Source organism: Streptomyces sp. NPDC090445 (assembly GCF_044769385.1).
In the GTDB taxonomy this organism is placed as follows: domain Bacteria; phylum Actinomycetota; class Actinomycetes; order Streptomycetales; family Streptomycetaceae; genus Streptomyces.
The window spans coordinates 48,132-61,563 of record NZ_JBIVXV010000028.1; the positions used below are offsets into that span (position 1 = coordinate 48,132).

Annotated in this window: 17 protein-coding genes; 10 read left to right on the top strand and 7 right to left on the bottom strand. The window is 71.9% G+C overall.

The window, feature by feature from the left end:
- Positions 1 to 39: 39 nt before the first annotated feature.
- The 8 genes from ACIQUT_RS33145 (at position 40) to ACIQUT_RS33180 (ending at position 7,979) form a co-directional block, all read left to right on the top strand.
- Positions 40 to 1,110: an AI-2E family transporter gene (locus tag ACIQUT_RS33145; RefSeq protein ID WP_403568463.1), complete on the top strand. Its 1,071-nt coding sequence runs from the start codon at positions 40 to 42 to the stop codon at positions 1,108 to 1,110.
- Positions 1,111 to 1,431: 321 nt separating this feature from the next.
- Complete coding sequence (locus ACIQUT_RS33150) at positions 1,432 to 1,737, top strand: hypothetical protein (RefSeq protein WP_403568465.1); 306 nt, start codon at positions 1,432 to 1,434, stop codon at positions 1,735 to 1,737.
- Positions 1,738 to 1,840: 103 nt separating this feature from the next.
- On the top strand, positions 1,841 to 2,785 hold the full coding sequence (locus tag ACIQUT_RS33155; protein WP_403568467.1) for a hypothetical protein: 945 nt from the start codon (positions 1,841 to 1,843) through the stop codon (positions 2,783 to 2,785).
- Positions 2,782 to 3,324: a hypothetical protein gene (locus ACIQUT_RS33160; RefSeq protein WP_403568469.1), complete on the top strand. Its 543-nt coding sequence runs from the start codon at positions 2,782 to 2,784 to the stop codon at positions 3,322 to 3,324. The genes ACIQUT_RS33155 and ACIQUT_RS33160 overlap by 4 nt, the downstream gene beginning before the upstream one ends.
- Before the next feature lie 19 nt (positions 3,325 to 3,343).
- Positions 3,344 to 5,002, top strand: a complete 1,659-nt coding sequence (locus ACIQUT_RS33165; protein ID WP_403568470.1) for a peptidoglycan-binding protein — start codon at positions 3,344 to 3,346, stop codon at positions 5,000 to 5,002.
- Positions 4,999 to 5,766, top strand: a complete 768-nt coding sequence (locus ACIQUT_RS33170; protein ID WP_403568472.1) for an ABC transporter ATP-binding protein — start codon at positions 4,999 to 5,001, stop codon at positions 5,764 to 5,766. Before ACIQUT_RS33165 ends, ACIQUT_RS33170 begins: the two co-directional genes overlap by 4 nt.
- A gap of 20 nt (positions 5,767 to 5,786) precedes the next feature.
- Entirely contained in the window at positions 5,787 to 7,058 is a 1,272-nt protein-coding gene (locus tag ACIQUT_RS33175; RefSeq protein WP_403568526.1) for an ABC transporter permease, read from the top strand.
- 165 nt (positions 7,059 to 7,223) lie between these two features.
- Positions 7,224 to 7,979 (top strand): hypothetical protein, encoded by a 756-nt coding sequence (locus ACIQUT_RS33180; protein WP_403568474.1) that lies wholly within the window; start codon positions 7,224 to 7,226, stop codon positions 7,977 to 7,979.
- Positions 7,980 to 8,005: 26 nt separating this feature from the next.
- Here ACIQUT_RS33180 and ACIQUT_RS33185 read toward each other — a convergent pair whose 3' ends face one another.
- The 7 genes from ACIQUT_RS33185 to ACIQUT_RS33215 all read right to left on the bottom strand — a co-directional run bounded on the left by ACIQUT_RS33185 (position 8,006) and on the right by ACIQUT_RS33215 (position 12,649).
- A complete protein-coding gene (locus ACIQUT_RS33185; RefSeq protein WP_403568476.1) occupies positions 8,006 to 8,365 on the bottom strand; it encodes a hypothetical protein in 360 nt (119 codons plus the stop codon).
- Positions 8,366 to 8,464: 99 nt separating this feature from the next.
- Complete coding sequence (locus tag ACIQUT_RS33190) at positions 8,465 to 9,439, bottom strand: pirin family protein (protein WP_403568477.1); 975 nt, start codon at positions 9,437 to 9,439, stop codon at positions 8,465 to 8,467.
- A gap of 126 nt (positions 9,440 to 9,565) precedes the next feature.
- Positions 9,566 to 9,940 carry a hypothetical protein gene (locus ACIQUT_RS33195; RefSeq protein WP_403568479.1) on the bottom strand — a complete coding sequence of 125 codons (375 nt, stop codon included), beginning with the start codon at positions 9,938 to 9,940 and terminating at the stop codon, positions 9,566 to 9,568.
- Positions 9,941 to 10,058: 118 nt separating this feature from the next.
- A complete protein-coding gene (locus ACIQUT_RS33200; protein WP_403568481.1) occupies positions 10,059 to 11,018 on the bottom strand; it encodes a helix-turn-helix domain-containing protein in 960 nt (319 codons plus the stop codon).
- An 82-nt stretch (positions 11,019 to 11,100) separates the two neighbouring features.
- Positions 11,101 to 11,565 (bottom strand): SseB family protein, encoded by a 465-nt coding sequence (locus ACIQUT_RS33205; RefSeq protein WP_403568483.1) that lies wholly within the window; start codon positions 11,563 to 11,565, stop codon positions 11,101 to 11,103.
- A gap of 48 nt (positions 11,566 to 11,613) precedes the next feature.
- Entirely contained in the window at positions 11,614 to 11,820 is a 207-nt protein-coding gene (locus ACIQUT_RS33210; RefSeq protein ID WP_403568485.1) for a DUF397 domain-containing protein, read from the bottom strand.
- Positions 11,729 to 12,649, bottom strand: a complete 921-nt coding sequence (locus ACIQUT_RS33215) for a Scr1 family TA system antitoxin-like transcriptional regulator (RefSeq protein WP_403568487.1) — start codon at positions 12,647 to 12,649, stop codon at positions 11,729 to 11,731. The genes ACIQUT_RS33210 and ACIQUT_RS33215 overlap by 92 nt, the downstream gene beginning before the upstream one ends.
- A gap of 112 nt (positions 12,650 to 12,761) precedes the next feature.
- On the opposite strand from ACIQUT_RS33215, the gene ACIQUT_RS33220 reads away from it, so the two are divergent.
- Positions 12,762 to 12,974: a hypothetical protein gene (locus ACIQUT_RS33220; RefSeq protein WP_403568489.1), complete on the top strand. Its 213-nt coding sequence runs from the start codon at positions 12,762 to 12,764 to the stop codon at positions 12,972 to 12,974.
- Complete coding sequence (locus tag ACIQUT_RS33225) at positions 12,971 to 13,330, top strand: ATP-binding protein (protein ID WP_403568491.1); 360 nt, start codon at positions 12,971 to 12,973, stop codon at positions 13,328 to 13,330. The genes ACIQUT_RS33220 and ACIQUT_RS33225 overlap by 4 nt, the downstream gene beginning before the upstream one ends.
- The last annotated feature ends 102 nt before the right edge of the window (positions 13,331 to 13,432 follow it).

Sequence of the window (13,432 nt, forward strand, 5' to 3'; positions counted from 1 at the left end):
ATCAGCGGGAGTGCGGCTGACGCGTGGTTGGATGACCGCGTGCCCAGCTCCTCCCTGCTGCCGGAGCCCGTACGCCGCCTCGCTGCCTGGTGCGTGGTCGTACTCCTCGTCACCGGTGTGGCCGCGGTCGGGGTCTGGCTGTGCATCGTCTTCAAGACCGCCGTCACCCCGGTCCTGCTCGCCCTCCTCGGCACGGCCCTGCTGGGGCCGCTGCACCGGCGGCTCGTGCGGATGAAGGTCCACCCCTCGCTCGCCGCCGCGCTCACCTGCCTGGCCGTGCTCGCGGTGGCCGGCGGGGCCACGTACATCGTCGTCTCGGCCCTCCTCGACACCGGCGACCAGATCATCAGCTCCCTCCGGCGCGCCGGCCAGGACCTCGCCGGGCACTTCGGTGCCGCCGGGACCTCCCTGGAGGACCTGGCCGCCAACGCCAAGGACCTGCTGGCCAAGTTCGGCGGCACGGCCGCCTCCGGCGTCATCGCGGGCCTCAGCGTCGTCGCGGAGGTGCTGGCCATGGCCGCCCTCGCCCTGCTGCTGATGTTCTTCTTCCTGCGGGACTCCCACCGGGCCGCCGAGACCCTGCGCGGGCTCGGCCCCCGCGGCAGGGGCGACAGCGTCGAGGCGATGGCCCGGCGCGCCTTCGACGCCGTCGAGGGCTTCATGCGCGGCACCACCTTCATCGCCCTGATCGACGCCGTCCTCATCACCGTGGGCCTGCTGGTGCTGCAGGTGCCCGGCGCCGTCGGGCTCGGCGCCCTGGTCTTCATCGGCGCGTACATCCCGTACCTGGGCGCCTTCCTCTCCGGCGCGCTGGCCGTCCTCGTCGCCTTCGCCGAACAGGGCTGGATCATCGGCCTGTGGGTCGTCGCCCTGGTGGTCGCCGTGCAGCTGGTGGAGGGCCACTTCCTGCAGCCGGTGATCCAGAGCCGGACCGTGCAGATGCACCCGGCGGTGGTCATGCTGGCCATCACGGCCGGCGCCAGTGTCGCCGGGATCCTCGGGATGCTGCTCTCGGTGCCCCTGGCCGCCGCCGCGTTCGGCATGGTGTCGGAGCTGCGGGCGCGCCACGCGGGAAGCCGGCGCAGCGAGCGGCGGGAGCAAGACGAGTAGCGCACGTTTCAGGACAACCGCGAAGCGGTTCCCGATCATCCATTAGCGGAGGACCCGAGGCCACCGTTTTCCCGCCGCCCGCCTTTTCCAGCGCAAACACCGAAAATGATCTAAAGGCTCGGCGGAAACGGCCGACCGATCCGACACGGAGTATTCAGGCTGCTATCGGCCACGCGGCCGAAATCCCCTGGTACGGGATTGCCGTTCGTGCCATCGTCTTTCACTGGACCGGGGGGACCAGCTCAGCGCTTGCCGCTGACGGCGGTACTGGCTCTTCCTCTCGGCTGCACCACGACGTGTCCGCCCAGAAGAGGAGACAGCGTGCGCAAGGCAGCAAGGTTCACCGCGGTGGCACTCTCCGCCGCCGCGATCGCCCTGGGATCCGTCACCGTCGCCCACGCCGGCGACTACACCCAGGACGGGGTCCGGATCCGCTCCAACTCCACCACCTCGTCCGCGGCCCTGGGCCTCGGCTACAAGAGCCACACGATCACGCCCATCTGCTACAAGTCGGGCACCGTGATCAACGGCAACAAGTGGTGGGACAAGCACCGCAACAACAACACCAGCGTCACGGGCTACAGCTCGATGACCCTGCTCAGCAAGTGGGCCGCGAACCCCTGCTGATCGGTGCTCGGATCCACCCGGGGCCGGGACCGCTGGAATCGGTCCCGGCCCCGGGTGTGCCGGGCAGTGTACGACCACCAGTCCCACCATCGAAAGGCTGATCGTGCACCACGCACGCCAACGGCTGCCCCTGCTCCTGGCCGCCGCGGTCGCGGTCGCGGCGCTCGGCGCCTGCAGCGGCCCGTCGACGGAGAAGACGGGCGGCGCGGCCGCATCCACGGGCGAACCTCCGGTGAAGGTCACCCCGCAGCCCGACGCCGCGAACGCGGCGCTCCCTCTGGACGCCTACGGTTTCGACAAGAGCCAGCAGAAAGTGCTCCAGCAGGCGCAGGACATCCTCACCGAGGCCTGTATGCGCCGTATCGGATTCACTTCCTTCAAGAATTCGAGTACGTACGTCGCCGGCCCCGACACCCGCCGGATCGCAAGCGGAATCGGACTTGTGGATGCCGAATCCGCAAAGAAATACGGTTATCGTACGGGGGAATTGCCGAACCGTGAGGCGGGCGCCGCGGCCAAACGCGACCCGAGCGAGACGGCCGCCCTGTTCGGCCCGCAGGACGGCGTGCCCGCCCACCCGGGCGCCCCGGAGGACGGCTGCTCGGGCGAGGCCGCCCGCAAGCTCTACCCGAAGGGCGCCAAGGGCACCAACGGCACCTCCACGACCCCCGCCGGGAACGGCCTGGTCGACGAGCTCACCCAGCAGGCCGGGGACCGGGCACGCGGCGACAGCCGGGTCACCGCGGCCATCGCCCAGTGGAGCTCCTGCATGCGCGATGCGGGATTCCAGGTGAAGACGCCCTGGGAGCTCCAGCAGATGGAGGGCACCCGGTGGACCGGGCCGGTCACCGGCGAGGAGATCACCGCCGCCACGACGGACGTGTCCTGCAAGCAGAAGACGAAGCTCTCCGACACCTGGACCGCCGTCCTCACCGCCTACCAGAACACCCTGATCGAGAAGCACAAACAGGACCTGGACCAGGAGAAGAAGCACCTCGGCGAGCAGGTGGCGTTCGCCGAGAAGGTCCTCAAGGACGGCGCGGCATGAGGCACCGCCGGGCGGCGTGCGCCCTGCCCGCCGCAGCGGCGGCCCTGGCGTCGGCCCTGGTCACCGGGTGCAGCACCGCCCCGGCGCCCTCCGCTCCCGCGGGGGGTACGGCGGCGGCCGCGCCCGCGCTGCAGCCGCCGAGCCCCGAGGTGCGTCAGGCGTACGACACCTACTGGGCGACCTGGCTCGCGGCGAACCGCACACCCGACCCGCAGGACCCGGCCATCGAACGGGTCGCGGCCGGAAGCCAGTTGCAGGAGCTGCGCGACAACCTCGCCCACTCCAGATCCGCGGGCCAGGTGCTCCTCGGCGAGGTGGGCCACCGGGTCGACGGCGTGGAGAGCCCGGGGCCCCGGTCGCTGATCCTGCACGACTGCGTGGACCTGGACCGCTGGCTGATCCACGACGCCAGGACCGGAGCGCCCATCGACCAACTGAAGGACAAGCCCTCGCAGATGGGCGCCTTCACGCTGACCCGGGAGAACGAGGGCGCCCCGTGGCGGGTGAGCTCCCTTCAGGTGATCGGCGAGAACTGCTGAGCGACGAAGTGAGTTTCACGTGAAACATCAAGAGCCGCCGGCAACCAAGCCCGCGGAGGACGGCACCGACGAGCCGGACGGACCTGACGTGCCCGACGGGTCCGGCGGGCCCGACGCATCCAAGAGGTCGGACGGGCCTGACGGACCCGACGGCGCAGACGCATCCAACGAGCCGGGCGGATCCGACGGGTCGGACACGCCCGACGGGTCGGACACGCCCGACGGGTCGGACGACGGCCGGGCCTCGCTGGGGCGTCGGCGACGCATCCTGACCTGGGTCGTCGCCGGCGCCGTCGCCCTGACCGGGGCCGGTATCGCCGTCGCCGCCACCATCCGCTCCCCCGCCCAGGTCGCCGCCGACGCCGCGCCGCCGCCCGCCTCCGTCCTCGCCGACCGGGTCGAGCGGCGGGTGCTGACCTCCTCCGTGGTGGTCCGCGGCACGGTCGCCGCCGAGCAGACGCTGACCGTGTCCCCGGGCGCCGGGGCCGCCGCGGCCGCCGGCACGGGCGGCAAACCCGTGGTCACGCGGATCAACAAGCAGCCCGGGGCGGCCGTGAAGGCGGGCGAGGTGCTGGTCGAGGTGTCGGGGCGGCCCGTGTTCGCCCTGGCCGGGGCCCTGCCCGTGTACCGGGACCTGAAGCCCGGCGCCACCGGCAAGGACGTGGGGCAGCTGCAGGAGGGCCTGAAGGCGCTCGGCCACCCCGCCGGCAAGGACCCCGCGGGCACCTACGGCCCCGGCACCAAGGCGGCGGTCACCGCGCTCTACGCCGCGCTGGGCCACACGCCCCGGCCCGCCGATCCCGGCGACACGGAGAAGCTCCAGGCGGCGGAGGACGCCGCCGACGCCGCGCAGCGGCAGGTCACCACCGCCAAGACCGCCCTCGCCAAGGCCAAGGCCGGCGGCGGCGCCGACACCGCGGAGGCACAGCAGCAGCTCGCCTTCGCCCAGGCCGACCTGGCCAAGGCCAACAGCCGCCTGGAGGCGGCCCGGGCGTCCTCCGGACCGATGGTCCCGGCGGACGAGCTCGTCTTCGTCAAGGGCTTCCCGGCGCGCCTGGACACGGTCAAGGCGGCGGTGGGCGAGCCCGTCCCGGACGCGCTGCTGGCCCTGTCCGCGGGCGCCCCCGTGATCCGCTCCTCCCTCCCGGCCCATCAGAAGGACCTGGTCAAGGCGGGGATGAAAGTGGAGGTGCTGTCGGAGGCCACCGGGCTGACCGCCACCGGGACCGTCGCCTCGGTGGCCACCGCCCCGACCCCGGCGACCGGCGGATCCGGGGTGTCCGGGCCCGGGGCGGGCGCCCCGGACGGGGCCGGCTCCGGCGGCGGCCCCGGCGGCGGCGCGCCGGGCGGGGCCGCGGACGCCGGCGGGTACGCCCTGACGGTCACACCGGACCAGGCGCTCGACCCCCGGCTCGCGGGGCAGGGCGTACGGCTCACGGTGACGGCCGCGTCCTCGGGCGAGCCGGTCCTGGTCGTGCCGCTGTCCGCGGTGTCGGCCGGGGCCGACGGGCGGACCACCGTCACGGTCCTCGGCAAGGACCCGGCCGCGGCGGGCGAGCGGCGGCGCGTCGAGGTCCGGGCGGGGATGTCCGCCGACGGGATGGTCCAGGTCGAGCCGGTCGGCGGGGGCGCGCTCGCCGACGGGGACCGGGTCCTGGTCGCCCAGGCGAAGCCATGACCACCGCACCCGGACACACCACGGACCCGCCGGACCGGTCGGACCCGTCGCACCCGTCGCACCCGTCGCACCCGTCGCACCCGTCGTACCCGGTCGTCCGGTTCGAGGGCGTCGGGCTGACCTATCCCGGCCCGCCGCCCGTCCAGGCCCTGCGGCCCTGCGACCTGACGGTGGAGCGCGGCGAGTACGTCACCGTCGTCGGCCCCTCGGGCTCCGGGAAGTCGACGTTCCTGAACGTGGCCGGGCTCATCGACGCCCCGACCGCCGGCCGCTACCTGCTCGACGGCATCGACACCGGCTCCCTGCCCGACCGCGACCGCACGGCCCTGCGCGGGCAGCGCATCGGGTTCGTCTTCCAGTCCTTCCACCTGCTGCCCCACCGCAGCGCCCTGGAGAACGTCCTCCTCGCGATGGTCTACAACGGCATCCCCCGCGGTCAGCGCGCCGGCCGGGCCCGTACCGCCCTGGAGCGCGTCGGGCTCGGCCACCGCAGCGGCCACCTCCCGACCCGCATGTCCGGCGGCGAACGCCAGCGCGTGGCCATCGCCCGCGCCCTGGTCTCCGAGCCCTCGCTGCTGCTCTGCGACGAACCGACCGGCAACCTCGACACGGCGACCGCCGGCGCCGTACTGGCCCTGCTGGACGAGCTGCACGCCGACGGGCTGACCCTGCTGGTCATCACGCACGACCCGCACGTCGCGGAGCGGGGCCGGCGCACCGTGTCCATCCGCGACGGGATCCTGAGCGAGGTGGTCCGCGCATGAGACGGCCTCGCATCGCGAGCATGCGGTGGCGGCACCGGGCGCGCGGCAGGGGCGGCGGCGCCCCGGCCGCCATCGCCCCGTCCCGGCTGTCGGTGCGCGACCTGCTGTCCGAGGCGCTCGCCGGGATGCTCCAGCGGCCCGCCCGGTCGGCGCTCACAGGCCTCGGCACCGTGCTGGGCGTCGGCACGTTCGTGGCGATCCTCGGCCTGACGGCCACCGCGTCCTCCCAGATCGACAGCCGCTTCAACGCCCTGACGGCCACCGAGGTCGGCGTCCAGGACACCGCGGGCGGCGGGGATCCGCAGCTCGCCCGGCAGGTCCCGAACGCCTTCCCGAAGGACGCCGACACCCGGGCGGGCGCGCTCAACGGGGTCACCGCCGCCGGGGTGTTCTGGCCGGTGCCGCTCGGCGAGACGACCGTGCGGTCCGCCCCGGTCGCCGGGGCCACGGGGGAACGGATCCCGGTCGTCGCCGCCTCCCCCGGCATGCTGCGCGCGGCCGGGCTCACCCTCGGCACCGGCCGGGCCTACGACACCTTCCACGACGGGCGCGCCGAACAGGTCGCGGTGGTGGGCTCGGCGATGGCGGCCCGGCTGGGCATCACCACGCTGGAGAGCCGCCCCGCGGTGTTCATCGGCGACCACGCGTTCACCGTGATCGGGATCGCGGGCGGCGCCGAACGCAAACCCGACCTGCTGCTGTCGGTGATGGTGCCCCGGAGCACCGCGGAACGGCTGTGGGGGCCGCCCGACCACGCGCAGCGGGCCCGGATGATGGTGGTGACCGAGCTGGGGGCGGCCCGGCAGGTGGCCTCCGAGCTGCCGCTGGCGCTGCGCCCGGACCATCCCGACTGGCTGACGCCGGCGCCCCCGCCGGATCCGCGGACGCTGCGGGCGGGGGTGACCTCCGACCTGGACCAGCTGTTCCTGCTGCTGGCCGCGATCTGCCTGGTCATCGGGGCCGTGGGGATCGCGAACACCACCCTCGTCGCCGTCCTGGAGCGGACCGGGGAGATCGGGCTGCGCCGGGCCCTCGGGGCGCGCGGGCGGCACATCACCGCGCAGTTCCTGGCCGAGTCGGCCGCGCAGGGCACGGTCGGCGGCCTGGTGGGCACGACGCTGGGCACCCTGACCGTGGTCGGGGTGTCCGCGCTGCGCGACTGGACCCCGGTGATGTCACCGCTGACGGTCGCCGTGGCGCCGCTGATCGGGCTCGTCACCGGGGTCCTCGCCGGGCTGTACCCGGCCTGGCGGGCCTCCCGCACCCAGCCGGCCGAGGCCCTGCGCCGCTAGGCAGCGGCTCCCGCTCCGGGGACGCCAGGGCACCCGGAGATCCGGAGAAGTCATGCGAGTGGTGCATCAAGGTGTCGTCAAGAAGATCACCTTGTCGTGAGTGCGCCTGCTCGTTCGGCCAATATCAGACGGTTGTGCTGACGGGTCGACAGGTGGGGGACCGGGATGTCGTTCGATGAGGAATGGGCTGTCGCCAAGGCGGGTGTGCGGCTGAACCAGGCGCCCCCGCCCGGCGGAGGTGGTGGGACCGCAGACCTGAGCGTCAGCCGGGACGATCTGGGCGCCATCGGCGGTGAGGCGTTCCAGCTCCACAGCCGGCTCGCAAAGGACGGCACCCACGCCCGTCAGACGACGTCCGACGCGGCCACCGCCCTGGCAGGCAGCCACTTCGAGACGGGCGCCGCACTGAAACAGGTGCACGAGACCTGGTCGCAGCAGGTCAAGGCGCTGACGGATGCCTGTGCGCACATCTCCAACCACCTCGACTACTCGGCTGCGGCGCACCAGAAGGACGACGACGAGGATGGGGACGACGGCTGGGAGTACGCCGAGATGGGAGGCAGTCTCTGGGGCGGGATCTGGGAGACGTTGCTCAGCGTCCTTCTCGCCTTGGTCCCACTGCTTCCACTCGCGATCGCGGGCGCCAGCACACACGCCGTTTGGACTGACAAGTCCGACCCCTCCAATTGGTGGTCCGTGCTCTTCTCGCTGGGAGCGGCCATCGTCGGCGCAACAGGCTTCATCGTTCTTCGTGAACGCCTGTCGTACAGGTCCCACTTGATCGATGCGGTTTCCTGGCTGTACGTACCTGTGAGCATTGGCGTATTCGTCTACTACGCCATCCGGGACCCTGCTGAAGTCCAGCTCAAGTTCGTCGGAGATCTCGGCTTGGAGCTTGCGCGTTGGCTCGGCCCTCTGTGATCCCGCCCCAAGCAAGTGCTTGCCGTTCACAGCTTCAGGAGAAACCAGCGATGCGCGACGAAGAACGTCCTCGGTGGCAGATGCATGCCCAAGCCGAGGATGAGGGGCGTGTGTATCAGGCTGGCCGCGATCAGCATGTGACAGTGCACGTTCACGGTGTGCAGCCACAGCCGGGGGCGGCTGGAAGCCTTCGCACTGCATTTGCGCCACTCTACGTACTGCTTGGGCTTGCGGGCCTTGCCGCATTCGTAGTCGGTGGCCTCACAGCCTGCCTGACGTTCCGGGGTTCCGGTTTCAGCATCATGTTCTTTCAGTCCTGCGGGATCGCTGCCGCAGGACTGGCACTGATGATGATCGTGGAACGGATCTTCACAGGCCGATGGCACAGATGGTCACGCACCCGCCGGTCAGCACCGCGCCAGTAGAGCGTGGACGGGCCCGTCCATATCCAGGCCGAACCCGTCCGCATGTGGCTCTGGTGAGCCCTAAAGTCCGCCCTCAGACATCCCGTGCACGGCCGGGATCGTGCCCAGCCGCCCCTTCTGGAAGTCCTCGAACGCCTGCTGGAGCTCCTCGCGGGTGTTCATGACGAACGGACCGTAGTGGGCCATGGGCTCGCGGATGGGCTGCCCGCCGAGGAGGATGACCTCCAGGTCCGGCGCGTGAGAGTCCTGCTTCTCGTCCGCGCGGACGGTCAGCGAACCGCCGGCGCCGAAAACCGCAGTCTGGCCCATGTGGATCGGACGGCGCTCGGCACCAACCGAGCCCTTGCCCGCCAGCACGTACGCCAGCCCGTTGAAGTCCTCCCGCCACGGCAGCGTGACCTCGGCGCCCGGCGCCACGGTCGCGTGGATCATCGTGATCGGCGTGTGGGTGATGCCGGGACCGGCGTGCCCGTCCAGCTCGCCGGCGATCACACGCAGCAGCGCGCCGCCGTCGGGCGTGGTCAGCAGCTGGACGTTACCGCCTCGGATGTCCTGGTAGCGGGGAGCCATCATCTTGTCCTTGGCCGGGAGGTTCACCCACAGCTGGAGGCCGTGGAAGAGACCGCCGGACATGACCAGGTGCTCCGGCGGAGCCTCGATGTGCAGCAGGCCGGAGCCGGCCGTCATCCACTGGGTGTCGCCGTTGGTGATGGTGCCGCCACCACCGTTGGAGTCCTGGTGGTCGAAGATCCCGTCGATGATGTACGTGACGGTCTCGAAGCCGCGGTGCGGATGCCACGGGGTCCCTTTCGGCTCCCCAGGCTGATACTCCACCTCGCCCATCTGGTCCATCATGATGAACGGGTCGAGGTGGCGGTAGTTGATCCCGGCGAAGGCGCGGCGCACCGGGAAGCCCTCGCCCTCGAAGCCGCTCGGCGCGGTCACGACGGCCAGCACCTTGCGGGCGGCGGTCTCCTGGGACGGTGCGGCGACGCGGGGGAGCGTCAACGGGTTCTCGACAGTCACTGCAGGCATGGTCGGCCTCCTTCTGCTCCGAGTTTAGTTGAAACTCGAACTTTCTGCCACACCCGCCCAACGCCGAGCGGCCCCGGAGACATTCCCCCGGGGCCGCCAGGCTTCACAGCTCGCCGTTTCAGCAGATCACGGCGTGATGCGGACCGAGTTGACCGGCGTGAGGTTCTTGATCATGTAGTGCCCGGCCGGCAGGTACCCCGTCGAGCAGCGGGTCCCGTTGTAGCCCTCGCAGGTCCAGAACTTCCACCCGTCCGTCTGGTTGTTGTAGATCAGGTGGTCGTTGTACATGTTCGAGAGGTTGTACGTGCCCGCCCGGGACCGCTCCCAGATGATCGGCGAGTGCTCGCTGGTGCCCGCGTAGATGCACACGGAGCCCACCGGGCAGTCGGCCCAGCCGGACGCCGCAGCCTGCGCCGGGGCCGCGGCCAGGACGGCGGTCCCGGCCGCCAGGGCTGCCGCAGCCGCTGCGCCGAGCTTCGTGCGGATCGACGTACGTGCCATCGCTTCGTCTCCCTCATCCGTCGGCGGGGCAGCCCCCGTGGCGGGCCCCGCGGCATCGATGGTCGGGCGCAGGGGCCGGGGCCCGCGATGGTTTCGGGGCGGGCCGAAACCTCGGAGGTCAGCGGCCGCTGTGGAGGAGGTCCACGCCGAGGGCGGTGGCCGAGTGCAGGACGGCCTTGCCGTCGCGCTCCGTGGTGATCAGCCCGGCCGCGCGCAGGGTGCGGGTGTGCTCCGAGACCGAGGGAAGGCTGATGCCGAGGTCACGGGCGACCTCGGTCGTCGTGCGCTGCTCGACGAGCAGGTGGAGCACCGCCGCCCGGGTCCGGCCCAGCAGCGCGTCCAGCGGGCCCTCGGCCCGCCCCGGCCCGACCAGCGGCAGCGGGGTCAGGGCCGGGTACAGCAGCACGTGCGTGCCCGAGGGGTGGCCGGCCAGCAGCGGGCGGCCCGTCCAGAACGACGAGGGCATCAGCACCAGGCCGTGCCCGCCGAGCCGGGCCTCGTGGTGCGGGGGTGCGGCGACCTCGAAGACCGTGCCGTCCCAGCCGGCCCGCGGGTGGAGGCCGGCCAGGCAGGCCCGGATGCCGTGGGCGGCCAGCAGCCGGGTGCGCCAGGCGACGTCGGCCCGGAAGGACTGCCGGATGCGGGGCCAGTGCGGGGCGACCACGGCCTCGTACGCGGACCGCAGTGCACCGTCGAGCCGGGTCCACGCCTCCCGGTCGCCGTCCCCCAGTGCGCGCAGCCAGGACGCCGAACCGGGCGCCCGGGCCGCGGCGCGGTGCAGCTCCTCGCCGGTGAGGCGCCCGGCCGCGGCGGCCACGTCGGCGAGGCCCTCGTCCAGGGTCCGGGCGTACGGCTCGACGAACGGCGGGTTGTCGCCGTCGGGCCGGAGCAGGTCGAACAGGGGCCGCGCCCGGCCGGGCAGCTCGCGCAGGGCCCGGTACCGCCAGCGGCCGAAAACGGCCGGTACGTCGGTGCGCTGGACGGCGGCGAGGGCGAGCCCGAGCTCCACCAGCGGCAGCGGCTCGGGCGCGAAGGTCACCTCGAAGAGGTCCTCGGCCGTGAAATGCACCCTCAGCATCGCCCGCCCCCCGGCCGTGCGCCCGCCTCCGTACGCCCTCTGTACGCGCCCCCGCGCGCCCCGCTGCGCCCGTGCGGCGTGCTCAGCCGTACATGCGGCGCATCGCGAAGTCGACCATCTGCTCGACGGCCTTCGCATCGAAGACCATCCGGTGGTCGCCCTCCATGTCGAGGACGAAGCCGTACCCGGTGGGCAGCAGGTCGATCACCTCCGAGCCGGTGATCACGAAGTACTTGGACTCCTTGCCGGCGTACCGGCGGAGCTCCTTGAGCGTGGTGAACATGGGGATGACCGGCTGCTGCGTGTTGTGCAGCGCCAGGAAGCCCGGGGTGTCGCCGCGCGGGCAGTAGACCTTCGAGGTGGCGAAGACCTGCTGGAAGTCCTCGGCGGACAGCGACCCGGTCGTGAAGGCGCGTACCGCGTCCGCGAGGGAGGGCGGGGACGGCTCGGGGTACAGCGGCTGCTCGTACCCCGCCCCCGGCATCGGCTGCTGGGGCTGGGCGTACTGCTGCTGCTGGGCACCCGGGTTCTGGTCGTAGCCGTACATGTCGGCCAGCCTACCGAGGGCAGGCGCCCGCCAAGCGCCCGGATCCGGTCAGAGGGTCCGCTTGATCCCGTCCACGAACGGCACCCAGGCCTCGGCAGTCACCATGACCACAGGCCCGGTCGACCGCTTGGAGTCCCGGACGGGGACGACTCCGGCGACGCCGTCAGCGACCTCGACGCAGAGCCCTTCCGGGGCGGTGCTGTAGCTGCTCGTCCGCCAGCTGGCGGCGCTCAAGTCGACGTGCATGGTTGCCATTTCCGAAGTCCTCTGCCGCGTCTTCGATCATCTTCAGGGACACCTTGGGTGGCAGCGCTGCCGCCCGCAGGCGGTTGTAGGCGTCCTGGTACTGCTCCACGATGCCCGGATCGTCGATGAGCTGGCCGCTGTACATGCCCTCCGTGTACATGACCGGCGGGCCATCGCTGAAGGACATGAGCAGGGTCGATCCCATCATGAATGGGTACGCACCGGCGTTACACGGGATGATCTGTGGAACGTAATGGCGGCGCCGCGCGACAGCGGCGATGTGCTCCAGCTGTTCCGCCATGATCGCGTCCGGAACGATCGGATTCCGAAGGATCGACTCGTGGAGGACGACCCAGGACGCCGGCCCTTGCTCCTCGAAGACCCATGCCCGACCACGCCGTGCGGCGACCTTCCGCTCGACCGTGGGCTCGTCATCCTTGGGGTTGAAGGTGTGGACGATCTCCCGGATGTACGGCTCCAGCTGGAGGGGCCCGGGGAGGAGCATGGGGCTCCACTCCTCGATCTCCCGAGCCTGTGTCTCCAACTCCAGCGCATCCTGGAAGTACGGGGCGTGAAGGTGGGTCCGCGATTTGCGTACATCCTCGCAGCGTCGGGCGAAGAAGCCGTCCGTCTCCAGCACCCGGTCAACGTGCCGCGCCAGATCCGCCGGCATCCGACGGTGGCCCCGCTCGATCTCTCTCAAGTAGCTGACCCCGTAGAAGACGCCCTCCACCGTCTGCTGGAGCGTGCGCCCCGCCGCCTCCCGCTTCCAGCGCAGCTCCTTGCCGTAGAAGGCCGGCACGCTCGCCGAGCCGTCGATGTCCTTGCGCGCGGCCACGATCGCCCGCCCTTCCACACCTCGCACCGTGGAACCCGAAACCCTTCCCACGCTACGCCGCCCGGCGCCAGCCTGTGAGCGGTTCGTCACAGTCCGCACAGGAAGGCCCCCCATGAGCGACCCCACCGCCGACGGCCAGGCGATCGACGCCCTGATCGAGCTGCGCGCCGCCCTCGCCGCGCACGGGATCACGCTGCCCTCCCTCGACCTCCACCTCCCCTCCTACGCCGGGACGTACGACACCCCGCCCCTCATCGCCCTCGGCAACTGCAACGCCGGCACCGCCGTCCGTCTCGCCGCCGCCCTGCGGGCGGGACGCCGGTGAGGCCGTTCGCCGTCGGGCTGCTCGCCGTGCCGAAGGCGGTCCCGGAGCTCCGGCTCGCCGTGCGCGAGCACCTCGGCAGGCCGTGTCCGGAGCTCCAGCTCTGCTTGACCGAGCTGCTGACCAACGTGATCACCCACCTCGGGGAGGGCACCCCCGTCACCCTGCGGATCAGCGGAAGGGCAGCCCGCCTGCGGGTCGAGCTCACCGATCCCGATCCGCGGGCATGGCCCGTCCCGCGCCACGCCACCGGCACCGACGAGTCCGGGCGGGGGCTGGCCCTGCTGGACGCCGTGGCGCTGCGTTGGGGCGTCGTCCAGGGGGGCGACGGCACCAAGACCGTGTGGTGCGAGCTTTGACGCTGGTCACAGTGTCCGGACAAGGGTTGCGTCTTATTACCGGCGGGTAGCATCATTACGTTACCGATTGGTATGTACGAGGAACCTGTCTCCCCGAGCCTT